Source organism: Hyphomicrobium sp., from assembly GCF_041674905.1.
In the GTDB taxonomy this organism is placed as follows: Bacteria; Pseudomonadota; Alphaproteobacteria; order Rhizobiales; family Hyphomicrobiaceae; genus Hyphomicrobium_B.
In genome coordinates, this window is the sequence record NZ_JBAYUV010000033.1 from 1 (window position 1) to 26026 (window position 26026).

The 26026-nt window shown below is 58.1% G+C and carries 23 protein-coding genes and 2 pseudogenes; 10 read left to right on the forward strand and 15 right to left on the reverse strand.

What is annotated here, in order from left to right; all coding sequences use genetic code 11:
• Positions 1-122: 122 nt before the first annotated feature.
• Both WC026_RS12835 and WC026_RS12840 read right to left on the reverse strand, forming a co-directional pair.
• A pseudogene (locus WC026_RS12835) lies at positions 123-281 on the reverse strand (formylglycine-generating enzyme family protein); the annotation flags it as partial.
• Positions 282-847: 566 nt separating this feature from the next.
• Positions 848-2602, reverse strand: coding sequence for an APC family permease (locus WC026_RS12840; protein WP_372711405.1), 1755 nt, complete (start codon positions 2600-2602; stop codon positions 848-850).
• 232 nt (positions 2603-2834) lie between these two features.
• On the opposite strand from WC026_RS12840, the gene WC026_RS12845 reads away from it, so the two are divergent.
• A complete protein-coding gene (locus WC026_RS12845) occupies positions 2835-3491 on the forward strand; it encodes a helix-turn-helix domain-containing protein (RefSeq protein ID WP_372711406.1) in 657 nt (218 codons plus the stop codon).
• Positions 3492-3554: 63 nt separating this feature from the next.
• On the opposite strand, the gene WC026_RS12850 is transcribed toward WC026_RS12845, so the two are convergent.
• Genes WC026_RS12850 through glnT form a run of 4 tightly spaced genes read right to left on the reverse strand, consistent with a single transcriptional unit; the run spans position 3555 to position 7900 of the window.
• On the reverse strand, positions 3555-4886 hold the full coding sequence (locus WC026_RS12850; RefSeq protein WP_372711407.1) for an FMN-binding glutamate synthase family protein: 1332 nt from the start codon (positions 4884-4886) through the stop codon (positions 3555-3557).
• Entirely contained in the window at positions 4886-5575 is a 690-nt protein-coding gene (locus WC026_RS12855; protein WP_372711408.1) for a protein glxC, read from the reverse strand. Before WC026_RS12855 ends, WC026_RS12850 begins: the two co-directional genes overlap by 1 nt.
• The gene (locus WC026_RS12860) at positions 5575-6474 is read right to left on the reverse strand and encodes a glutamine amidotransferase (RefSeq protein WP_372711409.1); all 900 of its coding nucleotides are present in this window, start codon (positions 6472-6474) and stop codon (positions 5575-5577) included. The genes WC026_RS12855 and WC026_RS12860 overlap by 1 nt, the downstream gene beginning before the upstream one ends.
• A 28-nt stretch (positions 6475-6502) precedes the next feature.
• Entirely contained in the window at positions 6503-7900 is a 1398-nt protein-coding gene (gene glnT, locus WC026_RS12865) for a type III glutamate--ammonia ligase (protein WP_372711410.1), read from the reverse strand.
• Positions 7901-8026: 126 nt separating this feature from the next.
• Between glnT and WC026_RS12870 the strand changes: the two genes are divergently transcribed.
• Both WC026_RS12870 and WC026_RS12875 read left to right on the forward strand, forming a co-directional pair.
• Positions 8027-9388, forward strand: a complete 1362-nt coding sequence (locus tag WC026_RS12870) for an NAD(P)/FAD-dependent oxidoreductase (RefSeq protein WP_372711411.1) — start codon at positions 8027-8029, stop codon at positions 9386-9388.
• Positions 9389-9405: 17 nt separating this feature from the next.
• Positions 9406-9798: a Rid family hydrolase gene (locus tag WC026_RS12875; protein ID WP_372711412.1), complete on the forward strand. Its 393-nt coding sequence runs from the start codon at positions 9406-9408 to the stop codon at positions 9796-9798.
• Between the two features lie 39 nt (positions 9799-9837).
• On the opposite strand, the gene WC026_RS12880 is transcribed toward WC026_RS12875, so the two are convergent.
• Positions 9838-10515 carry a TetR/AcrR family transcriptional regulator gene (locus WC026_RS12880; RefSeq protein ID WP_372711413.1) on the reverse strand — a complete coding sequence of 226 codons (678 nt, stop codon included), beginning with the start codon at positions 10513-10515 and terminating at the stop codon, positions 9838-9840.
• 94 nt (positions 10516-10609) lie between these two features.
• Here WC026_RS12880 and WC026_RS12885 point away from each other — a divergent pair, with 94 nt between their 5' ends.
• From WC026_RS12885 to WC026_RS12900, 4 genes and pseudogenes are all read left to right on the forward strand, one after another.
• Positions 10610-10972 carry a nuclear transport factor 2 family protein gene (locus WC026_RS12885; protein WP_372711414.1) on the forward strand — a complete coding sequence of 121 codons (363 nt, stop codon included), beginning with the start codon at positions 10610-10612 and terminating at the stop codon, positions 10970-10972.
• 120 nt (positions 10973-11092) lie between these two features.
• Positions 11093-11282 (forward strand): annotated as a pseudogene (locus tag WC026_RS12890) (ferredoxin family protein).
• A 337-nt stretch (positions 11283-11619) separates the two neighbouring features.
• Positions 11620-11928 carry a hypothetical protein gene (locus WC026_RS12895; protein WP_372711415.1) on the forward strand — a complete coding sequence of 103 codons (309 nt, stop codon included), beginning with the start codon at positions 11620-11622 and terminating at the stop codon, positions 11926-11928.
• 1037 nt (positions 11929-12965) lie between these two features.
• Positions 12966-14345 (forward strand): porin, encoded by a 1380-nt coding sequence (locus WC026_RS12900; protein ID WP_372711416.1) that lies wholly within the window; start codon positions 12966-12968, stop codon positions 14343-14345.
• Positions 14346-14461: 116 nt separating this feature from the next.
• Here the strand turns inward: WC026_RS12900 and WC026_RS12905 are convergent, their stop codons facing one another.
• The 5 genes from WC026_RS12905 to WC026_RS12925 form a co-directional block, all read right to left on the reverse strand.
• A complete protein-coding gene (locus tag WC026_RS12905; protein WP_372711417.1) occupies positions 14462-14755 on the reverse strand; it encodes a hypothetical protein in 294 nt (97 codons plus the stop codon).
• 278 nt (positions 14756-15033) lie between these two features.
• Complete coding sequence (locus WC026_RS12910; RefSeq protein ID WP_372711418.1) at positions 15034-17292, reverse strand: family 2A encapsulin nanocompartment cargo protein cysteine desulfurase; 2259 nt, start codon at positions 17290-17292, stop codon at positions 15034-15036.
• Complete coding sequence (locus WC026_RS12915; protein WP_372711419.1) at positions 17279-18190, reverse strand: family 2A encapsulin nanocompartment shell protein; 912 nt, start codon at positions 18188-18190, stop codon at positions 17279-17281. The genes WC026_RS12910 and WC026_RS12915 overlap by 14 nt, the downstream gene beginning before the upstream one ends.
• A gap of 92 nt (positions 18191-18282) precedes the next feature.
• Positions 18283-19269 carry a serine O-acetyltransferase EpsC gene (gene epsC, locus WC026_RS12920; RefSeq protein ID WP_372711420.1) on the reverse strand — a complete coding sequence of 329 codons (987 nt, stop codon included), beginning with the start codon at positions 19267-19269 and terminating at the stop codon, positions 18283-18285.
• 66 nt (positions 19270-19335) lie between these two features.
• A complete protein-coding gene (locus WC026_RS12925) occupies positions 19336-20349 on the reverse strand; it encodes a sulfate ABC transporter substrate-binding protein (RefSeq protein ID WP_372711438.1) in 1014 nt (337 codons plus the stop codon).
• 297 nt (positions 20350-20646) lie between these two features.
• Between WC026_RS12925 and WC026_RS12930 the strand changes: the two genes are divergently transcribed.
• The gene (locus tag WC026_RS12930) at positions 20647-21564 is read left to right on the forward strand and encodes a CysB family HTH-type transcriptional regulator (RefSeq protein WP_372711421.1); all 918 of its coding nucleotides are present in this window, start codon (positions 20647-20649) and stop codon (positions 21562-21564) included.
• 111 nt (positions 21565-21675) lie between these two features.
• Here WC026_RS12930 and WC026_RS12935 read toward each other — a convergent pair whose 3' ends face one another.
• On the reverse strand, positions 21676-22266 hold the full coding sequence (locus WC026_RS12935; protein ID WP_372711422.1) for a DUF1523 family protein: 591 nt from the start codon (positions 22264-22266) through the stop codon (positions 21676-21678).
• A 208-nt stretch (positions 22267-22474) separates the two neighbouring features.
• Here WC026_RS12935 and dinB point away from each other — a divergent pair, with 208 nt between their 5' ends.
• A complete protein-coding gene (gene dinB, locus WC026_RS12940) occupies positions 22475-23557 on the forward strand; it encodes a DNA polymerase IV (protein WP_372711423.1) in 1083 nt (360 codons plus the stop codon).
• Positions 23558-23619: 62 nt separating this feature from the next.
• Entirely contained in the window at positions 23620-24303 is a 684-nt protein-coding gene (locus WC026_RS12945; RefSeq protein WP_372711424.1) for an adenosylcobinamide amidohydrolase, read from the forward strand.
• 39 nt (positions 24304-24342) lie between these two features.
• Here the strand turns inward: WC026_RS12945 and WC026_RS12950 are convergent, their stop codons facing one another.
• On the reverse strand, positions 24343-24918 hold the full coding sequence (locus WC026_RS12950; RefSeq protein WP_372711425.1) for a hypothetical protein: 576 nt from the start codon (positions 24916-24918) through the stop codon (positions 24343-24345).
• A gap of 67 nt (positions 24919-24985) precedes the next feature.
• Positions 24986-25966, reverse strand: a complete 981-nt coding sequence (locus WC026_RS12955; protein WP_372711426.1) for an energy transducer TonB — start codon at positions 25964-25966, stop codon at positions 24986-24988.
• Positions 25967-26026 lie beyond the last annotated feature (60 nt).

The following is a 26026-nucleotide window of genomic DNA, read 5'->3' on the forward strand; positions in this document are numbered from 1 at the left end:
ACCTGCTTCATCCCCGCCCTCGCGCCGACGCAGGCACAGGGCTCCAATCTGCCGCACTTTTAGTCCGGCGCGGCCGAACAAATCAGCCGCTTCTGTGAGGGATTATTGCTCCGGCTTTTACAAACGTAGTTTGTTGCGTCAACGAAGCGACGGAACTCGGCGTTCGTTACCGGTGCTTCATCGATCCAGAATGAATCGACGCTGACACGATGCGAGGGAGCTTCCTCGGGATAATGATGATCGGATCCCATGCGGAACGTCCCGCCAGGAACGAATACCATGCCGCTGCGTAGTCGGTCAGCGATGCCGTCGTTATGTTCTGGAATTCCGAGTTCATGCGGTGGAGCGCTTCGACTCATCGCTTAACTCCTCCGCCGGCGAAGCGATGCGATGCGCGGACCCATCAAGTCGAAAAACGACGCAAAAAAAATCAAATGCGATGAGAACGATAAACAAGACGTAACGGCACGCTCGCCCCAGCTTGCTACTGGTCTGCTCTTGACGCGCAACAGCATCCCCGAACTCGCGCTAGCGTGCGTAGCAACCCACCGTCCGCGGGCGAAAGGGCGCTCGCGCGTGTTTTGAGTCAATCGAATTCGTCGTTGCGTCGCGAAATGCGTGAACGTCTGGTAAATAAAAACGAATGTTCAAATAATAATCGCTGCCCATCGTAGATCGAATTTTCCTCTGAAGGTTTGAGCGTCAGCGGAGGTTGGCGGCGATATCGGCATCGATGCGTTTATTTTCTCCGGCTATCCGCACTTCGAAGAAGCGTATCGCCTTTCGCTCGAAGCGACCTTCGCCCATCGAAGGAAATCCGCGCGAGTTGCCTCGCGCGGATCATGAGTTACGCAGGCGGGAGCTGGAAGTAGTAATGCCCGAACAATATCACCGCGACGCCGAGCGCCAGTGTGAGATAGGGCAGCATACCAGCACGGCGTTCACCGAGGTCCTGACTCTTAAGGTTCAGATCCACGAGCATGTGGTCGGGAAACCTCCCCTTGTCCTGCACATAGTGTCGATAGAAAAACACCGGCAGGATCAACAGCGCGAAGCCGATCCCGTACCAGAGAGAGTTGGGATTTCCCCAGACCTTCGCGCCGGCGCCCATCAGCAGTAGATTGAAGAAGCCGAGGACGACATTGAAAGCGACGAGCCAATTCGGCGTACGGTAGGGACGCGGAATGTCCGGGCTATCGATGCGATGAATCCAGACTGACTGCAGATTGAGGAAGATAAACAGCATGTAGCCGACGTTCGAGATCGCGAGAATGAAGTAATACGCGTTCGTGTCCGACGACGCGAATGACAGCAAACCAAGATTAAAGACCAGATCGGTCCACATGGCCTTCGTCGGCGCACCGTGTTCGTTGACGTGGCTGAGGTACTTCGGCAACCAGCCGTCGACGCCCCCCTGGTAGAGCGTCCGCGACGAACCGGCCATCGCCATCATGATCGCCAGGACGAGCGCCAGCACCATCATCATCTCAAGAAGATGCGTGACGAAGGTCGACCCGCTGCCGACCATCTGCCCCATCGCTGCCGCAACGCCCGTTCCGTCGACGATTCCCGGCGCCGTCATGCCTTCAAGGCCGAGATAGCCCTGGAAGGTGGCGGCGACCAGCGAATAGAGGACGACGCAAAGAAGACCAGCACGAACGATGGATTTTTTTGTATCGACGGCCGGGTTCTTGAACTCACGCGTATAACAGACGGCAGTTTCGAACGCGTATGTCGACCAACCTGCTATGAACAGCGCCCCCAGGAACTGCGTCCATCCCCCGTTGCTCCAATCACCGACGGGAGGAACGAGCGGAAAATAATTTTCGGTGTGGACACTGCCGTTGAAGAATGGAACGAGGCCGACGATCAGCATCGGCACCACCACCATCAAACCGATCCACATCTGCACCCGCGCGGTTCCGAGAATGCCGCGATGCTGAATGGCGAACGCCATCAGCATCAACGCTGCGCCGATGAAGAAGGTCGAGCCGATTTCGACGTTGACGAAACCGAAGAATGAAAAGTTGATCAGCGTTAGGCTGCGAAGCGCCGGCGTGTTCATCTGCGTGACGGCGGCGATGGCCGTCTTGGCCGCCTCCTCAAGAGACTTGCCGTCGATCGCTGCGGCGTTGGCCGCCGCGTGCAGCCATGACACGACTTCCGGAGAGCTTGCGGTGAAGGTCGGAATGGGTGCGATGGCGTTCAGAATATAACCCGCCGCGATCGTGCACCCGAGCGAGAGAACCGGCGTCCAGGCATACCAGTTGCACCATACCGACAAGGGCGCGATGACCTTGCTATAGCGCAGCCACGCCGCCGCGCCGTAAACGGCTGCTCCTCCTGATTTGTTGGCAAAGAGCCCCGCGATCTCCGCGTAACTGTAAGCCTGGAAAAATCCCATCAGAACAGAAATGCCCCAGACGAGAAACGCGAGCTTGCCGGCCGCCGCGCCCATTCCGCCTATTGAAATCATCACGAGCGCGGGAACGCCGCTCGCTATCCAGAACGCTCCTTTCCAGTCGATAGCCCGATGGAGGCCATCCTCTTGCTGCGAGGCGGAAGTCAATGCCTCCGCTCTCGTCTCACTGACCACTGTCATCAATGCTCCTCCCTACGGAACAAACGCCCATTTCAGGCTTGGATTTATAGGGAGCGATGAACTCATATAATTGCATACAACGCAAGCAATTTGCATTGTGTGCATTATAAACTTTTGTATCAGGTGCAAAGCAGCATTCTCTATTTCGTGAGTCAAGGCCGCCCGTTGCACAAAAATTGCGCTGATCGCGGAGTCGTAATAGGCTGACAAAAACACGGGACGTCAGCTAAACATGAACAAAGAGAAGGGGCTGCGGAAAATTCGCCGGCCCGCAACGCGCAAGTCCGCATCCGACATGGCGGACAACAGGGATTTCGCGAATCTCCCACTCGAGAGCCGCATCGGCGCGGTCATCAAGCGCCGCCGCTCGGAAGCCAACTTAACGCTTGCCGACTTGAGCGCCGGAGCTGGACTATCGAGTGCCATGCTGAGCCGCATAGAAAACGGCATGGCCATGGCCAGCCTCGATGCGCTGGAACGTCTATGCGCGGCCGTCGGCATCGGCCTCGGCGATCTGTTCAAGGAAACGGACACGCAGCGCGGAAGTGCCCAGCTCGTCAAACGGGCGGAGCAGATGGAAGTCGTCCGTGTCGGGACGAAATACGGCCACACGTATCGATTGCTTGCCTACGATCGCGGGCCGCGCAAGCTTTTCGAGCCGTTCTTCATCGAGATGGATAAGAAAAGCGAATCCTATCCGCGTTTCGCGCACCCAGGCACCGAGTTCATTTACATGCTTCAAGGCCGGATGGAGTATCGCTTCGGAGATAGAACGTATCTGGTCGAGCCGGGTGACGCGTTCACCTTTTCCGGCGATGTCGTGCACGGCCCCGAAAAGCTTCTCGACGACCGCATACGGTTTCTGGCGATTATTTTCTATAATTCCTAAGCACACGCATAAAAAAGGCCGGAGGCTTTCGCCTCCGGCAAGTGGAGGTAACCGTGGAGTAGGTTACCTCGCTCCTGGGACCCAGGAAGTGCCCGCCAATGGAACGCGCGCCATTGCGGAAGCTTCCAACGTGAGAGCCACGAGATCCTCGGGCTCGAGATTGTGCAGGTGATTCTTGCCGCAGGCGCGCGCCAGCGTCTGCGCTTCAAGCGTCAAGACCTTGAGATAGTTTGCGAGGCGGCGGCCGGCGGCAACCGGATCGAGCCGCTTGGTCAGTTCCGGCGTCTGGGTCGTGATGCCGGCCGGATCTTTGCCCTCATGCCAATCGTCATAGCAACCGGCGCGAGTGCCAAGCTTCTCGTATTCCTTTTCCCACTTAGGATCGTTGTCGCCGAGCGCGACGAGCGCCGCAGTGCCGATCGCCACCGCGTCGGCGCCGAGCGCCAGAGCCTTGGCGACATCAGCGCCACTCCGAATTCCACCCGACACGATCAAGTGCACCTTGCGATGCATGCCGAGGTCCTGCAGCGCTTGCACGGCCGGCGGAATCGCCGACAGCAACGGAATGCCGACGTGCTCGATGAACACCTCCTGCGTCGCGGCGGTTCCACCCTGCATGCCGTCGAGCACGATGACGTCGGCGCCCGCCTTGACGGCGAGATTGACGTCGAAATAGGGACGGCTCGCGCCGACCTTTAAATAGATCGGCTTTTCCCAATCAGTGATTTCGCGCAGCTCTTGGATCTTGATTTCGAGATCGTCCGCACCCGTCCAGTCCGGATGCCGGCACGCCGATCGCTGATCGATGCCTTTAGGAAGCTGGCGCATCTCCGCGACGCGATCGGAAATCTTCTGGCCGAGCAGCATGCCGCCGCCGCCCGGCTTGGCGCCCTGGCCGATCACGATCTCGATGGCATCGGCTTTCCTGAGGTCATCCGGATTCATGCCGTATCGCGACGGCAGGTATTGATAGACGAGGTATTTCGATTGCCCGCGCTCTTCCGGCGTCATGCCTCCGTCGCCGGTGGTCGTCGAAGTTCCGGCTGCCGACGCTCCGCGCCCAAGCGCCTCCTTGGTGCTGGCCGATAGCGATCCGAAACTCATGCCCGCAATGGTGATCGGAATGGAAAGTTTCAGGGGCTTTTTGGCAAATCGGGACCCGAGCACGACGTCCGTCCCGCACTTCTCGCGATAGCCCTCCAGCGGATAACGCGACATCGACGCGCCGAGCAGAAGCAAATCGTCGAAGCAGGGAACTTTTCGTTTCGATCCTCCGCCTCGGATATCGTAGATTCCCGTTGCGGCGGCGCGCCGGATTTCCGACAGCGTATAGTCGTCGAAAGTTGCGGACGGACGCGGAGTCGTGGCCGGCCAAGACCTCTCATGCTGTGTCATCAGTATGCTCCCGCGTTATCGATGTTGAAGTTGTAGAGCTTGCGCGCCGAGCCGTAGCGGCGGAACTCCGCGACATCCACCTTGAACGCCTCGCCCGATTGTTTCAGAAGCTCGTGCAATTCGGCTTTGTGCTCATCGCGCATTTGTTTTTCGATACAGTCGGCACCAAGGCTCGCGACCGGGCCGCGCACGTAGATTCGCGCTTCGTAGAGAGAATCGCCGAGCGCTTCCCCAGCCTCGCCCAACACGACGAGACGTCCGTTCTGCCCCATGAATGCGGAAAGATGCCCAATGTCGCCCTTGACGATAATATCGATGCCTTTCATCGAAATGCCGCAGCGCGCCGACGCGTTGCCTTCGACAACCAGCCGCCCGCCGCGCCCCGTTGCACCCGCGCTCTGACTGGCATCGCCTTTGACGTGAATGAGGCCCGACATCATGTTTTCGCCGACGCCCTGCCCGGCGCTTCCGTCGACGATGATCCTCGCCTGCTTGTTCATTCCGCCGCAGTAGTAACCAGCATTGCCTTGGATGTTGATCGTGACGTCGGCATCGATACCCGCAGCGATTGAGTGCTCACCGTCCGGATTGGTGATCGTCCAGAGGGTTTCGTTGCTCTCGGGCTTAAGCCGATGCAGCGCCGCATTGAGTTCGCGGACTCGTGTTTTTGAAAGATCGATATTCGGCATTAGCTGCGCTCCCAGAAATAAACGGTCGCCGGCTTCGGTTCCCAAACCTTGGCGGAGGAAATTCCAGGAAGTCCTGCGAGGCTCTTGTATTCGGAAGCGAAGGCGACATAGTCGTCGGTCTCCGCCATCACCGCCGGCTTGCAGGCGATCGGATCGCGAAGCACGCCAAATCCCTTTTCCGTACCGACGACGAATGTGAAAAATCCGTCGAGATCATCGAGACTGGATTTGAGCGCGCCTTCGAGCGTCTGCCCGCTCCGCATCTGTTTCGTCAGGTAGCCCGCGGCGACCTCGCTGTCGTTCTGCGTCTTGATCTTAATGCCGTCACGCTGCAGCTTGCGGCGCAGGCTTGCATGATTTGAAAGCGAGCCGTTATGCACGAGGCATTGATCGGCGCCCGTCGAGAACGGATGCGCGCCATCCGTGCTCACCGCCGACTCCGTCGCCATCCGAGTGTGCGTGATACCGTGCGATCCCGACATGGCGCCGATACCAAACAGCGCCGCAACATCGTCGGGATACCCGACCTCCTTGAAGATCTCCAACCGGTTGCCTTCGCTGACGACGTTGACTTCCGGCAAGTTGGCTTCAAGCCACTCGCGCGCATGCCGCGCTTCGTTGCTGCTGAGAACCAGCACGGCATGAGAATAGTGAATGGACGTCAGCGCCTTGGGAGCCACCGCCGCGCGCAACTTTTCCGCCGCTGCTCCGATATCGTAATCCGCTGACGGCCCCGCGATCGTCAGCTTCATCTTGCCGTCCTGGCCCGCGCCATAAATCGCGAAACCAGCGGAATCCGGACCGCGGCTGCACAAGGTTGACGTCATTTTCGTCAGAAGCTCTCCGAGCTGTGGCTCGAGCTTCGGGTTTTTGATGAACAGTCCGGCTATGCCGCACATGATATTTTCTCCTGCTATGTTCGCCGCCTCAGAAGAAGCTGAGGTAGCGCTGTGTTTCCCAATCGGAGACGTGCCGGTGGTAATCCAGCCATTCCTCTCGCTTGAGAGACACAAACTCGTCGATGAAATCGCTGCCAAGTGTCGACCGGAACAGATCGCTTTGCTCGAGCGCGTCGATGGCCTCGCTCAGCGACTGCGGAAGAATTTGAATATTCCTCTCTTTGATCTCCGCCGCGGTGAGCGCATAGAAATTGATGTTCTGCGGCGGGCCTGGATCGAGCTTGCGATTGATTCCGTCGAGACCCGCAGCAATCAGCGCGGCTTGCGCGAGATACGGGTTCATTCCGGAATCGCCGACGCGCAGCTCGACGCGACCATAAGGAATGCGCACCATCGCCGTGCGATTGTTATCGCCGTAAGCGACGAAGACCGGCGCCCATGTCGTTCCCGATGCCGTGCGGCCGATCACGAGACGCTTGTAGGAATTGACAGACGGCGCCAGCAACGCCGTCAGCGGCCGGGCGTGCGCGAGAAGCCCACCGATGAAGTGGTAAGCAATGCGCGACAACCCCATGCCGGAATTGTCCGACGCGTCGTGGAAGATATTCTTGCCGTTCCCGTCGGCGATAGAGCAATGAATGTGCATCCCGTTGCCCGTCATCGAGCTTTTGGGTTTCGGCATGAACGAGCAGACCGCGCCGAGTTCGTGCGCGATCTCGGCGGCCGCCATCTTGAACAGCAGGATTTGATCAGCCGATGTCAGCGCGTCCGCATACTTGAAATTGATCTCGTACTGGCCGTTCGCGTCCTCATGATCGATCTGATAAACGTCGATGCCAAGAGATTGCAGGCATTCCGTGACGCGCTCGAGGAACGTGCGAACACGCGACAGCCCGCGATAGTCGTAGGCGGGTTTCTGCAAGCTATCGGTACCGTCGAAGGGAGCGATAGACCCGTCCGGCTTGCGTTGAAGCAGAGAGAATTCAGGCTCGATGCCGGTCAGCAGAGTCCACCCGCGCTCTGTCAGGCGAGCCGTCTGAGCCTTCAGAATATTCCGCGTGTCGATAGGATGCGGCTTGCCGTTGACGAGCCCCGTGCCCATCACGCGGGCATATCCTGGGGACCACGGCATGAGCGTTAGCGTCGAAAGATCGCCCACAACCATGTATTCGGGTTCGTGCGGAGCCAGCCGCATGCCAAAGACGCCGCCGCCTGCAAATCCGACGCCGTCAGTCAGGACGTCTTCAAAATGCTCGACAGGAACTGCTTTGCTTTTCGCCACCCCGTAGATGTCGGCGAATTGGACCAGGACATAGCGAATGTGGTTTTGCGTCAGGAACTGTTTTGCGCCCGCGACATCGAGATTTATTGGCGTCGCGTATTGGCCCGGCACACGGCGCCAGGTCCAGTGATCTGCCTGCAACATCGTTTCCTCCTGCGGCATTCGGAATTGCGCAGCCGCTTTTTCTTGTGCCATCTCTTATAAAGCTTTATTGCATACAGTGCAATAATTTTGTAACTCATGAAACACCGAGACTTTAGGGGAATACGCATGAGCGCCAGCGGCGAAAGACCGGACAACCCATCGGCCGTGGAGCTTGCAACGGGAAAAACGCGGAATGCGCACGCACTCCGCTACCAGCCCTACTGGTGGGACGCCTTGCCCGAGCGAGCTTCGAATTCCGGAAAGAATGTTCCACGCAATTGCGATGTGGCGATCATCGGATCAGGCTTCACCGGCCTCTCGGCAGCTTTGACGCTTCTCAGGAATGGCAGGCAAACCGTCGTTTTCGAGCGCGACCGGGCCGGATACGGCGCCAGCACGCGCAACGGCGGCCAGGTCGGCAGCGGCAATCAAAAATTCCGCGTGAAAAAACTGATTGCGTTGCGCGGCCGGAAAAAAGCCGAGGACATGCTCCGCGAAGGCACGCGCATGCTCGACCATATCGCAGACTTGATCGCGGAGGAAAAAATCGAATGCCAATTCCGCCGCAGCGGCCGCTTTCGAGCCGCAATCCGGCCTGAGCACTACGAAGCAATGGCGGCTGATATGCGTGACCTCAGAGAGATCGCGGGTGTCAACAGCTTCATGGTGCCGAGGGCCGAGCAGTCTTCCGAAATCGGCAGCGACGTCTTCTTCGGCGGCTCTATTCTGCCGAACGACGCGTCGCTCCATCCCGGATTATATCACGCAGGCCTGATGGAAAGAGTTGAGGGCGCGGGCGGAACAATCCTCGATCACACGCCCGTCACCGCGATCGTTGCAACAAACGGCGGGTTCAAGATTATAACGAGCGCCGGAGAATGTTTTGCACGAAACGTGATCATTGCCACGAACGGATATACGGACGGCCTCGTACCGGAACTTGGACGACGGATCGTTTCGATTGGGTCTGCGATCATCGCAACAGGCGAGTTGCCTGAATCTCTTTTCAATCGGCTGCTGCCGAACAATCGCGTTTACGGCAATACCAATCGCGTTTTTTACTATTTCCGGGGTGCGCCGGATGCACGCCGCATCCTCTGGGGCGGCCGTATCGGGAGACTGGCTTCGAATAAATCGCCATCGGCGTTCGGCCACCTCGCGCGCGACATGCTCGCCGTTTTTCCGGATTTGAAAGACGTGCCCGTGACGCACGCCTGGGACGGCTTGATCGGCTACACGTTTGATGAGGTTCCGCATCTCGGGTGCGCCGCATCCGGCGTACATTATGCTCTCGGCTACTGCGGTACCGGCGTTTCGCGCGCGACATACTTCGGCAACAAGATCGCGTTGCAGGTTCTCGCCAAGCCCGACGGTCGAACATCCTTCGACGATATGACGTTTCCAGCTTTCCCCGCTCACCCCATTGCCAAGCGCGCCGTGCCGACCGTCGAAACTTGGTATCGCTTTCGAGACGCAATCAACATTTAGAAAATAGGAAAACACGAATGGCAAAAACTAACGCAGCTCAGCGCATCAACATCTCTTCCGGCGGCGCATACGAATCCGTCTTCGGCTATTCGCGTGCCGTTCGTTTCGGTAAAGACGTTCACGTTTCCGGAACGTGCGCGCCTGCCGGCCACGCAAAAAGCGGCGCCTATGCGCAGTCCCGAGCGGCGCTCGAGATCATAGAAAAAGCGTTGGGTGAAGCCGGCGCGACGGCGGCCGATGTCGTTCGCACCGTCGTCTATCTGCGCGACGTCAACGACGCTGAGGACGTGGCGAAGGCACACCTGGAAACATTCGACAAGATACGGCCCGCGAGTACGCTCATCCAAGTGTCGTCCATGCTCAGGCCATGGCAGAAAGTCGAGATTGAGGTCTACGCTCAGCTGGCATGATCGATTTCGATGAAGGCCGGTTAAAAATACCGGCCTTTTTCATTTCGACTCAATCAAAGCCGCCCGTAAAATCGGCGGTACACCTGCAAGAAACATCTGGACCTGATCGCGGATCACTTCAGCGCGGTTCGGCGATGTTCGGACTTCATAGATGAACGTCCGAATGCCAAAATAGAAAACAGCTCCATGAAGGCCCCAGAAAGCTTCTTCCTCACGCGGCGTCATGGCGGCGGAGGAAATTGGCGGCAGGCGCAGCTCCGCCCGCAGTTCGTTGCAGCACGGCTTTATCAACTGATTGCGAATGAGCGAAACATACCGATGAGTCATCGGATGCCCCTTGAGTCCCGCGAACATGAAGATGCGCATCCAGCAAGGATCAAAAATACGATCCGCATATTCAGTATAGAATCGTATCAGCCGCGCCTCGATGGACTGCGAGCGGTCGCAGATCAGCGTCTTCCAACTTGCATCCCAACGCGCGACAAACACATGCTCGTAAACGCGCTCGATTAGCGCGTCTTTGGTCGGGAAATAGCGGAATATCGCCGAATGCGTGATGCCCATGGTCTTGGCCAGCTCACGCGTTTGGCCCTCGAAGCCGTTCTCCGCAAAGAACTGCGCGGCAGCCTCTACGATCTGCCTCTCACGCTCCGCCGCGGGCAGATGCAGTCTCGTCTGACCGCCGATACGCCGCGGCATTTGTGACCGATTGGTCATTTACGTTTGACTCCCGGCAAAAGATTATTATTTTTGACCAGACGGTCACAAATAGTACGTCCGGCCAAGCGTGTCGATTGCAATGGAGATCAAAATGAAGAATGAACTCGAAACGGTTGCAAAGGCCTGGGACGACACATTCAACTCCGGCGATACGGCGAAACTCGCTCATTTCTATACCGAATCTGGCCGCGTCATCCCGGCCGGGGGCGCACCGCTCGAGGGCCGAGATGCAATTGCCAAATTCTTCGCGGGGGTCCGCGCCAACGGCCTGACCAAGCATGAAATAAAAATCACTTCCGTCACTGATCGCGGAGAGACGGTCATCGCCAGCGGGACGTGGAGCTTAAGCGGTCCTGGCGAAAAAGGCGAAGGCGCAAACTTCGGCGGCAATTGGGTCAACGTGCTCGCGCGTGATGGCACGGGCTGGGCGGTCCTGCTTCACACTTGGAATTGAAACGACGACGCCGCCTGAATCCAGGCGACAGCCGGGATTCCGATTTCGTGACTCACGGCGTACGCGAGGAAGAAAGCAAGCGGGCCATCGGCGCAAACTTCCACGGCAGTTCCATTTGTCATCGACAAATGCGTCGCGCACAACGGATGCACGCGTTTGCGTTGACCTGTGTCCGCTCGATGTGCTGCGGATTAGCTATCCTCACGCAGAAAGCCTACATGGCGTACGATGAATGTTGCACTGCATGCCGTGCGCGGTCGATTGTCCGACCGGCGCGGTGACGGTAAACATTCCCTACCTCTTGAAATAAGCGGCACACTGCACACGATTGTCGCAGGCAACACCGACACCTGCGCTCTCTTGCATGGCCAATGCCCACGAGTTCAAATCTTGCGGCAGCGGACGCGTTCAAGCCGCTTCGCGACGTTCCGTCACGCGATACCGTCATGCAATTGTTTAGTTTCTCGGATTTTATTGTTTTACGCATGGCGCAACGCATCGTAGTACGTCTCCAAGACGTAGCGCGATGACGAACAAAAAATACAAAGGCTCTGTTGTAGCCTCAGGGACGAAACGGAATTCCAAGGGAGCAAAAAGCGCGGGTGAGCACCTATCGAGCACATTGGTGAGAAGCGAAGGAGCACCCCTTGGTTCGTCAGTTTCCCCCGCTCGTCGAGCGGATCAGCCGGGCACTCTGCCAAGCGAACGGCAAACCCACTGACGCCCGACTCAAAGGCAAGCCGATGTGGCAGACCTTCCGGCGCGACGCTCAGGCGGCGATCGACGGTTCGGGCGTCGATGAGTTGGTGTACGCCGTACGAAGCATCATCGAAGACAAACGCGTGTCTCCGCCCGTGCGTGCGGAGCTTGCCGAAGCCCTGTCGCGATTTGAGGGCGAAAGTGAAATCATCACCACCCACTATGCGCATGAGCAAAGTGAGTTCTTGCGCTGGTAAGGCCTGAGTGCTCGGAGCGCGCATTGGAGTGCGCTCCGGTGTTATCTTTACAGCGGTGCGTGAGGCGACGGCGAAGGCTATCTGAGTAGCGGGCAAATCATTGCACAAAGAGGCAATGCTTCTCTGAGGATGTCGCAGATCACTGACAAGCCGTCGATCTGAAGATCGCACAAAATTATCGTCACCAAGCAAAACCCATAATGGTGCGCGCCCGCCGGATCCAAACCGACAGCAGACAACAGTTTCGCTCCCCGGCACCGGATTGACAGAGATCAGCCCCCAACATCGAAAAAACCTTCTCGAGGTGGCAAGTTTTGCTCGTCCGAGTCCAAGCGCCTTGCCTGGCGAGAAGCGCCGTCTGAGCCAGTTCAATCAGTTTCCGCAGCCGAAGAAAATGTAGCGGCTTCGCACCCAGGCTGCGGGATGAGGCCCGCCGTTATGCTGTTCGCGGCATATTTCTGCGTTACTGCTTTGGCATGTGATATCAATCAGTTGGACGGCTTGCTCAGATAGGCTGTGAAGAGATTCGCCAGCTAACCCGCCCATCGATGGCACAATCCGCAACACAAAATGTTGCGCAGCGGCAACGTCAATTTTGCAGAGTTCCAAACCGTCCGCAGAGCATCCTGAGACGTATGACACTCGCTAAGATAATAGCGCAAAGTGCCGTAGGTTTTAAATTCTCAATCCGTGTCGAAGCGCATTACCACGCAACCCAAATCCTCGGACTTAAAAAAATAAATTCCAGCAGCCGCAGCTCCGGATGCCATTCCGTAATATTGAAATTCTGAAAAACGATTTGGCGGCGCAAATCACATAACCTGCAAAGCATATCAACGATAACCGCATAAACTATGCACAACTTCTCATTTCATCTTTAGGGTCAGCCAAGCCTTATTTCCTCCAGTTGGAACTCGATCGGAGACGATCTGCGTACGGAGCATGCAGATCTCGCCGATGCATTGAACGCACAATCGACAGGGATGTGCGTTCGCGGGGTGCCAATGATTTGGGGTTGACCGTGGAGGTATTCGGAGATGTTTGGGGGTCTTAAAACGCAGGCAAGAACTGTTCTTGCTGGCGCGTTTTCCAGCTTTGTTTTATTGGGCGTAACGCCCGTTTTCGCAGCTGATCTCGGGGGGAATTGCTGCGCTGATCTCGAAGAGCGCATCGCTGAACTCGAAGCGACGACAGCCCGCAAGGGCAACCGCAAGGTTTCGCTAACCGTGTCGGGTTTCGTCAACGAAGCGGTTCTGTTCTGGGACGATGGCCACAGGAGCAATGCTTATGTGGTGACCAATGAAACTGCGCAGGATCGCGTACGGTTTTTGGGTCAGGCGCAAATCACCAAGGATTGGACCGCCGGCTATTTGCTCGAGCTTGGCCTGCGCGGCGCTCGTGAAGACCGCATCAGCCAGTTCGGACCCGGAGCCGATAACGGCGTCAGCGTTCGCCACAGCGCTTGGTATTTGAGCGGTAAGGACTACGGCAAGGTTTGGGTCGGTCAGACGTCGGATGCAGCGGACGGCATCACCGAAATCAACCTCGCCAACACCAACCACTTCTCGTACACGAACAGCTGGGGCAACACTTTCGGCGACCAGGGCAGCGGCTTTTACCTCTACCGCAACAACGGTGTTCTTTCGACAAGCAACAACCGCTACGGTCAGTTCGTTGCTCAGGGTGCGCAGCAGACGGCACCTGGTGAAGGCCATCGCTTCAACGTCGTGAAGTACGAGACGCCGACGGTTGCAGGCTTCACAGCTTCGGCCGCTTGGGGTGAAGACGACATTTGGAACGCCGCGCTTCGCTTCGCGGGCGAGCACTCTGGCTTCAAACTTGCGGCCGGTATCGCCTATACGCACTCAGATGACGTTTCGAACAGCCCTCCTGGCCACATTACGACGGTCAACCGTGGCGCTGGTGATACGGACGAAATCGGTCTGAGCGCCTCGGTCCTGCACATCGAAACCGGCTTGTATGCTTCGGGCGCCTATGGCCGTCTGCATGACGCAGGTCTTGACGATCTGTACGGAACGAATGTCGACGATAACACGAGCTTCTGGACGCTTCAGGCCGGTATTGAACGCAAGTTCTTTCCGATCGGCAAGACGACGATCTTCGGCGAGTACTTCAGCCTCGATCGTGGCGCCGGATTTTCTACCTCTTCCAGCACCGGCGTAATCAGTGCCGTGAATATCGCCAGCCTGTTTAACGGTGCTTCCGGCGCGGGTTATCGTGTAGCAAGCTCGGAAATTCGCGGTTGGGGCCTTGGCGTCAACCAGAATCTCAATGAGGTCGTCGACGTCTACCTCGACTACAAGCATGTCGAACTCGACGTCACGGCACTCAATGGCGCACACTCCAGCCAGGATCCGATCCAGTTCTTCACGGCCGGCGCCCAGATCAAGTTCTGATCGCCGTCTAAGGCCCTTTTCATCCCGTCTAGGTGTTTAAGAGCAGCGATCGAAAACAGAGGACCGCATTCCGATTGGAATGCGGTCCTCTAATTTTTTAAATCGTGCCTTGGGATTTAACCGCCATTCTCGCGCATTGTATCCCAGAAATCCACGGTCGCTTCTCGAAGCGTGTTCTCACAGTCGCGCCCGCAATCGATCTGCGTACCATGGCGCAGCACGAGCTTTTTCCGATGAACATCTCGGCGCAATGGCGCAGTGTAGCAGGGATAGTTTCCGTATCGGCTGCAAGCGGTCACAATGTTTCCTGACTGCGAAGCATACATGCCATCACCCGCCTCAGATGATGTGCCCGCAATTGCGATAAAGCCCGCAAGGAGTGCGCCGATTGTCAGACTTTTCTGTTTCATTGCTGCTCTCCGCTATTATAACGCCGTGCGGCAGCATATGATCGATTTTCGACTATGCAAATCATCAAACGAGATAAGCAGTCGTTTGCTCTGTTATCGTGCGCCGAGAAATCTAATTTATAAGAATTCTGCGCGTAGAGAGGCCTTGTAGCCGTACGCTTCTCAGGAAAGACCGACAAATGAGAAAAGCCGAGGCGCGTATGCGCCCCGGCTCGTCAACTCAATCAGTTGCAGGAAAGGAGCTCACAACCGGCCCCGTCCATGCGGCGCGATAGAACCTACACGCGCACGAGCCCCGTCTCAGCTTGTATGTCCTTCAGGGCTGCGACCAAAACATCAATCTCGCCGCACGTATTATAAAACGCGAACGACGGGCGAACCGTTGTTTCCTGCCCGAAGCGGCGAAGAATCGGCTGCGCGCAGTGGTGACCCGAGCGCACGGCGATGCCGTACTTGTTGAGCCGCGCGCCGATCTCCTCACTCGGCACACCCTTGAGCGTGAGTGAGATAACGCTCGCCTTTTCCGGCGCCTGTCCGATAATCCGGAGGTTCGGAATTTGCAGCAGACGCTCCGTCGCGTAGACGAGCAGCTTGTGCTCGTAGTCCGCGATGTTGTGCATCCCGAGCCGCTCGACGTAATCGATCGCCGCTCCGAGACCGACGGCATCGGCGATATTGCCCGTTCCCGCTTCGAAACGCTGCGGCGAACCGTGGAATTCCGTTCGCTCGAATGTCACATCGCGGATCATGTTGCCGCCGCTCTGATAAGGCGGCAGCGCGTCCATGATTTCTTTCTTAGCGAATAGCGCGCCGATGCCCGTCGGAGCAAACAGCTTATGGCCCGACAACACGAGGAAGTCGGCATCGAGGTCTTGCACATCGACCTTCATGTGCGAAACGGACTGAGCGCCATCGACCAGCACGCGCGCGCCGACGCGATGCGCCATGTCGATGATCGTCTTCGCCGGCGTCACTGTACCCAGCGCATTCGAAACATGCGCGAAGGCAACGATCTTGGTTCGAGAGTTCAGTAGTTTTCCGAACTCATCCAGAATCAGCGCACCGTGATCGTCGACCGGCGCGACGCGGAGTTTGGCTCCCTTGGCCAGGCAAAGCTGCTGCCAAGGAACGATGTTGGCGTGATGCTCGAGATTCGTAATAACAATCTCGTCGCCAGGACCAACATGCTGACGGCCATACGTTGCCGCTATCAGGTTGATCGCTTCCGTTGCGCCACGCGTAAAGATGATATCTTCAGCCGAACGCGCATTGAGGAAGCGGGCCACCTTCGACCGCGCGCCTTCATAGGCGTCCGTCGCCCGCGCCGCCAGTTCGTGCGCCGCGCGATGGATGTTGGAGTTTTCGTGCTCATAGAAATATTTGAGACGATCGATCACCTGCTTCGGCTTTTGCGTCGTCGCCGCATTGTCGAACCAGATGAGCGGCTTGCCGTTCACCGTTTCATTCAAGATCGGGAAATCACGGCGCACCGATGAAACATCGAAGCCACGGCCGGATGTCGCCGGCGCAATGGCGGCAGGCGTCAAGCCCGGCACGTTGATGCCATTCGCGTTTGGCGAAGCCGCGTCCAGGAAATAGAACGATGAACCACCGGCGCCGGGAGGCAACCCGGACGCAACCGTCTCGTTGAACAGCGGAGCCAGCAGCGATTTCAGCTCGGCCTCGAACGGCAACGGAATATCACCCAAAGGCAGCCTCGTTCCTCCGGACGCAGGCGCGCTGATGCCGGAATAATCGGTCAGCACCTGCGGCGGCGGATTGGCGGGTGGCGGCTGCGGCGGCGCACCTTGCGTGACGCCCGGCAGTGTTTCTATACCGCTGTTGCGCGGCGCTGTTTCGATCGATGCATCTCGGCTGCCTCCAAATCCCGAAAGTGACGGACCGGCTTCGACGTTCGCGGGAAGCAGATCCGTCGTCGGCTGAGACAGCACGTTGACAGCGAACGGATCGAATTGCGGAACACCGCTGGCCGTCTGAGTGCCTGGCGCCGACGTTCCGGAGCCAGGGGTGCCCGACACAACCGAAAAGTTGCTCGTCTCAGGTACGCTTGCATTCGGCGCATACGGAGAAACGTTCTGCGCCGGAGAAGCCCCGAACCCTGGCAGCGACGGTCCGCCAATCGACGCTGGCGGCGTCGGATAGAGGGCGCCGACCAGCGCGTCGAGAACGCGCTCGTCGAGAGCCGAAGAATCGAACGGCGTCGGAGCCTGCGGCCCGGCAAACTGCGCCGGTGACGTCACCGTCGGCAACGGCGACGTTGCCGCCGACGCGACATGCGGCGCCGATGAGCTACCAACCTCGACGGGCGATGCCCCAAAACCCGAAAGCGAAGGTCCAGCCGATACGGGAATCGACTGGCCAGGAACGGCGGCAAAAAGCTCGTTCGCGAGTTTCGTCAGAACCGTTGCGTCGGGCAGCCCCGCTGGGGGCTGCGTCGACCCGAGTCCAAATCCACGCGCCGCCGATGCGAGCGCGTCGAGATCGGCCGCTTCGCGCGCGTGATCAGCTATAGACATGATACTTGCCCACCTCGACGTTCTCCAGGACTCCCAGGGCATCGTCCGTCAGGACGGCCAGCGAGCAATAAAGAGAGACGAGATAGGAGGCGATTGCCTGATCGTTGATGCCCATGAAGCGGACCGAAAGCCCCTTCGAAAGCTCGCCTGGCAGACCCGGCTGGAACAAGCCGACGACGCCCTGCTTGGCTTCACCCGTGCGGATGAGAAGAATGCTTGTCTTGCCGCCCTTCACTTCGACCTTATCGGACGGAATGAGCGGAATGCCACGCCACGTGATGAACGGCGATCCGAACAGCGTAACCGTCGGCGGCGGTACGCCACGACGCGTACATTCGCGACCGAACGCTGCAATCGCAAGCGGATGCGCGAGGAAGAACGCCGGTTCCTTCCAGACTTTCGCAATCAGCTCATCGAGATCGTCCGGCGTCGGTGCTCCGGCGCGCGTCTTGATCTTCTGAGACGCGGCCGCATGCGCAAGCAGGCCGTACTCTTTGTTGTTGATGAGTTCGCTTTCCTGCCGCTCCTTCACCGTCTCGATCGTCAGGCGAAGCTGTTCCTTGATCTGGTTGTGCGGCACGCTGTAGAGATCAGAAACGCGCGTATGAATATCGAGAACCGTCTGCACGGCGCTCAAAAGATATTCGCGCGGGTTTTCGATATAGTCGACGAATGTCTGCGGCAGAACACGCTCATCGCGGACGGAGCACGTCACTTCGACGCTATCGGCATCGCGCACCTTGTTGACGCGATAAATGCCGGCCTCGACAGGAACCCAATTCAGGAAGTGCACCAGCCATCGCGGCGTGATGCTCGACATCTGGGGAACGGTCTTGGTCGCATTGGCTAATTGCCGAGCTGCGATGTCGCCTAAAGCTGTCTGCGTTTCGTCTGCCATGATTTACCCATCGTCTGTGATATTAGAGAATTCTTTTTCGTATATTTGCTTATCTAGAATACAGATAAGTCGTCAACGTCGTTATATTAGATTTATATCCCAGCGCCGCTATCGAATGTCTCACTGCGGATCTGGGCCTGAAGGACATTGCTATTCGCCGGAACACTTCGTGTGAGCCAGACATTGCCGCCAATGGACGAACCGCGGCCGATCGTGACTCGCCCGAGGATCGTCGCGCCGGCGTAAATGACGACATCGTCTTCGATGATCGGATGACGCGGCTGCCCTTTGACGAGTGCCCCGTTCTCGTCGACGGAAAAGCGCTTCGCGCCGAGCGTCACCGCCTGATAGAGACGAACGCGCTCACCGATGATCGCAGTTTCGCCGATCACGACTCCCGTTCCATGATCGATGAAGAATCCCGCGCCTATTTGCGCACCGGGATGAATATCGATTCCCGTCTGCGAGTGCGCGAGCTCGGCAATGATACGTGCAACAACCGGCGCGCCGAGTTCGTGCAACGCATGCGCCACACGATGATGAATGATCGCTCTGACACCCGGGAAGCTCAAGATGACTTCTTCAGTGCTTTTGGCGGATGGGTCGCCCTCATATGCGGCTCGAATGTCGGTCTCGAGCGTTCCGTAGAGCTGCGGCAGTTGCCGCGCGAACGCTCCGACGATGTCATCCGGTGTATTTTGCGTAACATGCTCGGCGCGCGTTTCATCTACGAAAGCGTGCTCGCGATGAATTTGCTCAACGAGGATATGCAGCGCGGCGTTCAGGCGATCGCCGATAAAAAATCGAAGCGCATCTTCGCTGTGATCGAGAGCGCCGGCATGACGCGGAAACAACGATCCGTAAATATGCTCGATCGCTTGTCGCAGCCGCGGCGGGTTGGGCAACGGCGCCCTGCGGTTGCTGGCCGAGAGAACGCGCGTGCTTCTCGAGCGCGCCTCCGCCAATTCCGACACAACGAAATCGATGTCCCAAGCGGCAGTCGGAAGCCGCGGAGCACCAGACGCTCCAGCGGCTTCCGCCTCACCATTTGCACGTATCAGATCCAAGATTTGACTCATAGTCCATCGCAGGCTTTATGGGGCTTTGTTCAGGCTACATCAGCTTCAAAAACCGCTTTCCGCCCATCATTTCGTCTTTGTGGTGATCTGATCGTAGACGCCGCCGTCGGCGAAGTGCGTCTTCTGCACGTCCGGCCACTTGCCGATTTTCTGTTCGACGTTGAAGGTCTTGATCGGCGGGAGATTTGCGCTCGACTCTGCCAGGATCGTTGCGTTGCGCGGCCGCAGATGATGCTTGGCGATGATCCGCTGCGCAGCATCCGAGTAGAGAAAATCAAGATATTCCTTTGCGAGGCTGCTCGTGTTGCGCTTGGTCGCAACCACATCGACGACCGCGACCGGCGGCGCGGCTTCGATGCTTTCGGACGGGTAGACGACTTCGAAATTGCTATCGGCAAGTTCCGCTTTGATCTGCGCCGCTTCGTTCTCGAATGTGACGAGCGCATCACCGATATCACGCTGCGTGAATGTCGTCGTCGCACCGCGGCCGCCGCCATCAAACACCGGAACGTTGGCGAAAAGCTTCGCAACGAAATCACGCGCCTTCTCGTCAGAGCCGAGCTTATCGAGCGCATAGCCCCAAGCTGCGAGATAGCTGTATCGGCCGTTTCCTGACGTCTTCGGATTCGGGATAACCACCGAAATTCCGGATTTTACCAAGTCATCCCAATCCTTGATGCCCTTCGGATTTCCCTTACGGACGAGAAAGACCGTCGTCGTCGTATAAGGAGAGGCGTCATTCGGGAATTTGCTGCGCCAGTCTTTCGCGATGACGCCGCTCTTCGCGAGAAAATCCAAGTCGGTCGCCTGGTTGAGCGTCACCACATCGGCTTCGAGGCCTTCCGAGACGGCTTGCGCCTGCTTCGTCGATCCACCGTGAGCCTGCTTGACCTCAACGTCTGCGCCGGACGTCTTTTTCCAGTCGGCAGCGAATGCCGGGTTGATTTCCTTATAAAGCTCCCGCGATACGTCGTATGACGCATTGAGAATAGTGGTCGTGTCGGCGAATGCCGAAATGGAAATTATGAACAAAAACGCCGCGATAAATCCGAACCAGGAAACCACACGTCCCAATACCATCGTCATTCTCCCCATCGCTTAGGGAGCGGTTTTGGCAAATTCGCGGAACCGGACAAACGAATAAAAAGAAATTTGCTTTGCACACTTTCGCAGAATTAGGCGCGCCCGTCTGTTATAACGGCACTCCTACCGGAAATGCGGCTTATCTCATCGAGGAATAACTTAAGAAGTTTTTGTTTATTCATCGAAGGTGAAGCCGCAGGTATCGTTACGGACTCGATCAATCAACGTTCCGCCAACTATCGCCCCGCTTCGAGTTGGTCTTCATCAGCCCGATCCCGGGCGCTATAGGCGCGCATGAATTTTCAACAGCTTCGCATCATTCGCGAAACCGTTAGGAACAAGTTCAACCTGACGGAGGCAGCCAATGCGCTCTATACCTCGCAATCGGGCGTCAGCAAGCACATCCGAGACTTGGAGCAGGAACTCGGTGTCGAGATCTTCATCCGGCGCGGCAAACGTCTGCTTGGGTTGACCGAGCCCGGCAAGGAAGTCCTGAGCTTGGCAAGCCGCATGCTCGTCGATGCCGACAATCTGTCCCGGGTCGCGGCAAACTTCGCTCGCGGCGACGAAGGAACATTGACGATCGCGACGACGCATACGCAAGCGCGCTACACGCTTCCGTCCGTCATCGCCAGATTCAAGTCGGAATTTCCCGGCGTGAGGTTAAACCTGCATCAGGCAAGTCCCATGGATTTGCCCGCAATCCTTCTCGAAGGCGGGACCGACATCGCAATCGCAACCGACACGCTCGACGACCATCCCGGCATCCGTACATTTCCATACCACACCTGGGACCACGCGGTGGTGGTCCCGCAAAACCATCCGTTGACGGCCAAAACATCCGTGACGCTCGCCGACATCGCCGAGTGGCCGATCATAACCTATGACGAAGGCCTGACGGGTCGCCGGCGCATCGATCAGGCCTTCGAAGGCGCAGGCCTGACGCCGGATATCGCAATCACTGCACTCGATGCGGATGTCATCAAGGCCTACGCCGTGCTGGAAATGGGCGTCGGCATCATCGCATCCATCGCCTACGATGAAGAACAGGACCGCAAGCTGGTCCGGCTTCCCGCGCCCGGCGTTTTCCAGCCAAGCACATCGAGCATCGCAATCCGGCGGGGCCGTCTGCTTCGCCGGTACGCCTACCGCTTCATGGAATACTGCTCGCCTGAACTCACCGAAAGCGTCGCGCGCAGCGAAGAGTCCTGAGAGGGGGCTGCGCTGCAACCTTGCCTTCGATCAGCAGCAGTCGCCCGCCCTAGGCGATTTTCACCCTTCTACCGAGTCCTGCTTAGCCGGCACCGAACCACGCATCGCGACTTATCCGTTGTCGGCCCCGTGACCAGGCTGAGGACCATCGGACGAGGCGCGCCACCGGCCGAGCTTGATGAAGCCGAAGAAGTAGCCGAACCACAGCAGCACGGAGAGGCCATAAAAAATGACGACCCGGATCGACCAGAACGGCCAATAGCCAGCCGAGCCGATGGCGATCACGTTGGGATAAAATGAAAAGAGCGTGGAGCGCCATCGGTTCCACAGGATGGTCACTTCGGATTTGCGAAGCTCTGCCGTCTTGGCGTCGTTGAAAACCCGCTCGCTATTGCGCTTCAGCCACCACCAGGAGTCCTCGTTGACAAGCTCCAGCCCCCGGTCCGACCGGTTGCGAATATAGATGTATCGAATATCGCTGGTGTTACCCTGAGCATCGGCATCGCTGCGGCGCACTTCCGTTCCGGTCACGACACCCGTCGTCCATGTCGGACGCACATATTCCCATACGAACCACAGCGGAATGCCGACCACGATCGACGCGATGGCCAGGAGCACGCTACCCCTGCGCCATAGAACGTACGCAAGCACGCCGATCGCAAGCAGGACAATAAACCCGTAAGACAACCAGGCCTCGAACATGGCTCACCCTCACCTTGAACAGTATCGATGCGACCGAGCCGCCTCAGCTTGCGACGTCTCCGGCGATGTTGCGCATATCATCCTTAAAGCAAATGCAGCCTGCGAGAACTGCCAAATTTTCTCTCCTGTATCCCGACGCTCGTGCTTCTCCGCATCGGCACCTGCAGCCGCAATCGAAATCCGAGCGCCGAAGTGCTAGGCTTCGATCATGGCCGAAACTCCGACACGTAAAATCATTCACGTCGACATGGACGCCTTCTATGCTTCCGTGGAACAGCGCGACAACCCGGACCTTCGCGGCAAGGCCATCGCCGTCGGTTACGGCGCGAAGCGCGGAGTCGTCGCCGCGGCCAGCTATGAGGCGCGTGCATTCGGAGTGCGATCAGCCATGCCGTCGACGACGGCGCTTCGCCAGTGCCCGGAACTGATCTTCGTGCAACCTCGCTTCGAGGCCTATCGTGCCGTCTCGCAGCAAATTCGCACAATCTTCGCGCGCTATACGGAGGCCATCGAACCCCTATCCCTCGATGAAGCCTATCTCGACGTGACAGCGAACGCACGCGGCCTTCCGACCGCGTCCGATACCGCGACGGACATTCGCGCATGCATTTTCGCCGAAACGGGTCTGACGGCTTCGGCAGGGGTGTCTTATAACAAGTTCCTGGCCAAGCTCGCCTCCGATATGCGCAAGCCCAACGGCCAGTTCATCATACCGCCCCAGCGCGGCGCCGAATTCATCGCAACGCTCCCCGTCAAAAAATTTCATGGCATCGGCCCCGTGACGGCCACCAAGATGAACGCGCTCGGCATCGAGACGGGCGCCGATCTTCGCGCCCAGTCGCTAGAGTTTCTTCAGCGACAGTTCGGCAAATCCGGAGCCTGGTATTACGCCATCGCGCGCGGCGAGGACGACCGCCCCGTCGAACCGAACCGGCCGCGCAAATCATCGGGGAGCGAAACGACGTTTTACGAAGATCGCGTTATCCCGGCCGAAATTGAGGCGGGCATTCTCGAAATGGCCGACGATGTCTGGACGTGGTGTGAAAAGAATCAGAGCTTCGGCGCGACAGTCACCGTGAAAATAAAATATGCCGATTTTCGCATTATCACGCGCAGCCGCACCGCTTCACGGCCAGTCGCCGCGCGTGAACTGCTCCACGAGATCAGTCTGGCGTTGGTGCGAGCCATCTATCCCGTTACGATCGGCATCAGACTCGTCGGCGTCTCCGTTTCCAATTTCTCCTCCAACGACGATGCGCAGCTCGATTTACAGCTCTTGCAACCGCAGTAAGAATTCAAATTCCGCCGGAGCGGGCACTAGCATTCGCATTTTCTCCCCGGTATCTAACCGCAATGATCCTGCCATTTTCAATTACGGTCGAGCCAAGGCTCCTCCTCGCATCCTTTTCGACGCCGCAAAAAATGCTGAGCTGGTCACTCAATAGACCTGGGTTCCAAACGGCATCAAGTGTTGCATGGATCGAAGTGCGAAATGCGGAATTGCCTCCTGAAATAAACCCCGAGCAACTTATTACCAGCCGCCTTTCAGAGCGTGGCATCGAGGATGCAATCGCGCTGGTGACATCGCGCACGGTCTCCCAGCATCATTGCGCGAGCAAGATCGTGGACGGAGTTCCGGCCACGTGCCTCGCAACCGTTGGCTTGTCTAACGGGGAACGTGTAGGTGAACGTCAGTCCAATCCACCGCGAATGGGAACCATCAACACGCTGCTCCACGTCGATCAGCCTCTCTCATCCGGCGCGCTGACTGAACTCGTCGCGATCATCGCGATGGCGCGAACCACCGCCATCCTCGATAGCGGCGTGCGGCGGAACGGCGTTGCAATCACGGGAACGGGAACCGATTGCATCGTCGTTGCTGCCCCGCAGTCAGAAACCAGCGTTCGCTACGCTGGCATGCATACGGCCGTCGGCGAAGCTGCCGGCGCCGCCGTCTACGAAGCAATTCGCAGCGGTGTGGACACCTGGCGGCAGGACTTTGAAGCGTTGTTGCAAGACGCAGCCGCCGCAGGATGAAATCAAGTCATCCCGCGGCGACTGGAGAATATCAATTCCCTAAGCGCGTGCAGCGACCTGCTTTTCGCGACTCATTTTCAGCAATCCCGCGATCGCATAAAGCCCGAGGATGCCTGCGAATACGACGGCGTTGATGCCTAGGATTCGCGCAACGATCTCAAACGAGAACGCGTCCGAACCGCCAAGTCCGAAGCTCGCCAGATAAAGCGTCGCCTCGTACGCGATAAACGCGACGGCAAAACTTGCGATCGTCGCAGCCACGGTGCCCCAACCCAGATTTCCGATCATGCGCGCCGCGAAGAGCGCCGCAACGGCGCCCAGGCCAATTGCGCCGCCCCAGGCAAACGAATTGGCCGTCTGCGGATAGCCAAGAAGGCCATAGCCGACGATCTGGTTCGCGATCCATGCCAGCAGGACGAGCGTTAAACCAGTGGCAAGATCCATCTTCCGGGCCGCCAGCGCACCAATCGCCGCGAATGGCGCCGCGCATGCGTAAACGTAACTGCCTCCAACGCTCAGCGCCGCGATCAACGCGACCCACAGCATTGGGGTTGCGGATTTCATGGCGGTTTCATCGTGACGTGCAAACCTCAGCATTGCTTTATCCTTTTCCATATGCCGCTCCCAACTGCGGGAACGGGTAATTCGCATCGACAAACTCACAAGACGCTCGCCACGCCGCTCATTTGAAATAGAACGGCATGGCAAAGTTCAAATTGGCGCTGGCTGGCGGTGGCGGAAACGGACCCGCGCTGCGCACGGCTGCAAGCACGCTGCCGTCGAGCGTCGAATTTCCGGAAGATCGGGAAATGCGTGCCGCATTCAACGCGCCCGAGCGCGAAACGCTGAACGCGATGACGACGGTGCCGCGGCCACCGCCGCCTCCGGGTTTTCGCGACGCGACACGCGAGCGAACGAGCGCCGCATAGTTGAGCGCCGATCCAGAACTTGCGGAAACTTGTGCGGCGCTCGCCTGCGATCCGCGCTTGGCTCTGACGCTCGCCGCGCCTTTTTGCTTTAGCTCGGTTCGCTGTTCTTGATTGCGCCTCGAGTTGGCACGCATCTTCGGTTTGCGCGGCTCTCGCACGTCGCGGACGGTATGCTGAGATCCGCCTGCTTCGAAGTTTTCTTTAAGCGCCGTCATTTCTTTCCCGGCGCTCCGCTCACTTTCGAGCCCGCCGCGCACGACGTTGAGGCCTTCCGGTTCCGTAGTGCTTTCGCGCGCGTCCACTTCAGCCGGAACGATGTCGTGCAGCGCGTGATGCGTTTCTGTTTCCTTTGCCTCTGAAGGCTGTGCAGCAGCGCTCTCCTGGATTTCGCCAACGGTCGCATCCACGGACGACGCCGATACAGCGGCGGCCGATTGCGACACGCTGACGGCTTCCAGAACTTCGCTTTGGAGCGACGCCAGGCTGATCGCTTCGGTCGGCTGTTCGATCGCGCCCGGCTTCTGGTCAGAGAGATAAAGGAAAGTGGCCAAGACCGAACCGTGGAATAACAGCGATACAAGCGTGCCGGTGCTCAGCGCGATTGCGCGCGCAACGCAGTCCGATTTTCCGGACGTCAGATTTGCAGTCGTTCCGATCGCACGCGTCACCGTAGTGCCGCCAGCGTCAATGACTGATGTCCACCCGGAAGCCAACACCGGCGCTGTCGATGTCATCAGCCGCGCGTCCAAGCCACGCAAAAATTCGCGTGAAATATCTCTGCCGACATCGCCATC

Coding starts and splice junctions, on each gene's coding strand:
- WC026_RS12840 (WP_372711405.1), bottom strand. CDS start 2,602: ATGACAGTGGTCAGTGAGACGAGAGCGGAGGCATTGACTTCCGCCTCG.
- WC026_RS12845 (WP_372711406.1), top strand. CDS start 2,835: ATGAACAAAGAGAAGGGGCTGCGGAAAATTCGCCGGCCCGCAACGCGC.
- WC026_RS12850 (WP_372711407.1), bottom strand. CDS start 4,886: ATGACACAGCATGAGAGGTCTTGGCCGGCCACGACTCCGCGTCCGTCC.
- WC026_RS12855 (WP_372711408.1), bottom strand. CDS start 5,575: ATGCCGAATATCGATCTTTCAAAAACACGAGTCCGCGAACTCAATGCG.
- WC026_RS12860 (WP_372711409.1), bottom strand. CDS start 6,474: ATGTGCGGCATAGCCGGACTGTTCATCAAAAACCCGAAGCTCGAGCCA.
- glnT (WP_372711410.1), bottom strand. CDS start 7,900: ATGTTGCAGGCAGATCACTGGACCTGGCGCCGTGTGCCGGGCCAATAC.
- WC026_RS12870 (WP_372711411.1), top strand. CDS start 8,027: ATGAGCGCCAGCGGCGAAAGACCGGACAACCCATCGGCCGTGGAGCTT.
- WC026_RS12875 (WP_372711412.1), top strand. CDS start 9,406: ATGGCAAAAACTAACGCAGCTCAGCGCATCAACATCTCTTCCGGCGGC.
- WC026_RS12880 (WP_372711413.1), bottom strand. CDS start 10,515: ATGACCAATCGGTCACAAATGCCGCGGCGTATCGGCGGTCAGACGAGA.
- WC026_RS12885 (WP_372711414.1), top strand. CDS start 10,610: ATGAAGAATGAACTCGAAACGGTTGCAAAGGCCTGGGACGACACATTC.
- WC026_RS12900 (WP_372711416.1), top strand. CDS start 12,966: ATGTTTGGGGGTCTTAAAACGCAGGCAAGAACTGTTCTTGCTGGCGCG.
- WC026_RS12905 (WP_372711417.1), bottom strand. CDS start 14,755: ATGAAACAGAAAAGTCTGACAATCGGCGCACTCCTTGCGGGCTTTATC.
- WC026_RS12910 (WP_372711418.1), bottom strand. CDS start 17,292: ATGTCTATAGCTGATCACGCGCGCGAAGCGGCCGATCTCGACGCGCTC.
- WC026_RS12915 (WP_372711419.1), bottom strand. CDS start 18,190: ATGGCAGACGAAACGCAGACAGCTTTAGGCGACATCGCAGCTCGGCAA.
- epsC (WP_372711420.1), bottom strand. CDS start 19,269: ATGAGTCAAATCTTGGATCTGATACGTGCAAATGGTGAGGCGGAAGCC.
- WC026_RS12925 (WP_372711438.1), bottom strand. CDS start 20,349: ATGGTATTGGGACGTGTGGTTTCCTGGTTCGGATTTATCGCGGCGTTT.
- WC026_RS12930 (WP_372711421.1), top strand. CDS start 20,647: ATGAATTTTCAACAGCTTCGCATCATTCGCGAAACCGTTAGGAACAAG.
- WC026_RS12935 (WP_372711422.1), bottom strand. CDS start 22,266: ATGTTCGAGGCCTGGTTGTCTTACGGGTTTATTGTCCTGCTTGCGATC.
- dinB (WP_372711423.1), top strand. CDS start 22,475: ATGGCCGAAACTCCGACACGTAAAATCATTCACGTCGACATGGACGCC.
- WC026_RS12945 (WP_372711424.1), top strand. CDS start 23,620: ATGATCCTGCCATTTTCAATTACGGTCGAGCCAAGGCTCCTCCTCGCA.
- WC026_RS12950 (WP_372711425.1), bottom strand. CDS start 24,918: ATGGAAAAGGATAAAGCAATGCTGAGGTTTGCACGTCACGATGAAACC.
- WC026_RS12955 (WP_372711426.1), bottom strand. CDS start 25,966: ATGACATCGACAGCGCCGGTGTTGGCTTCCGGGTGGACATCAGTCATT.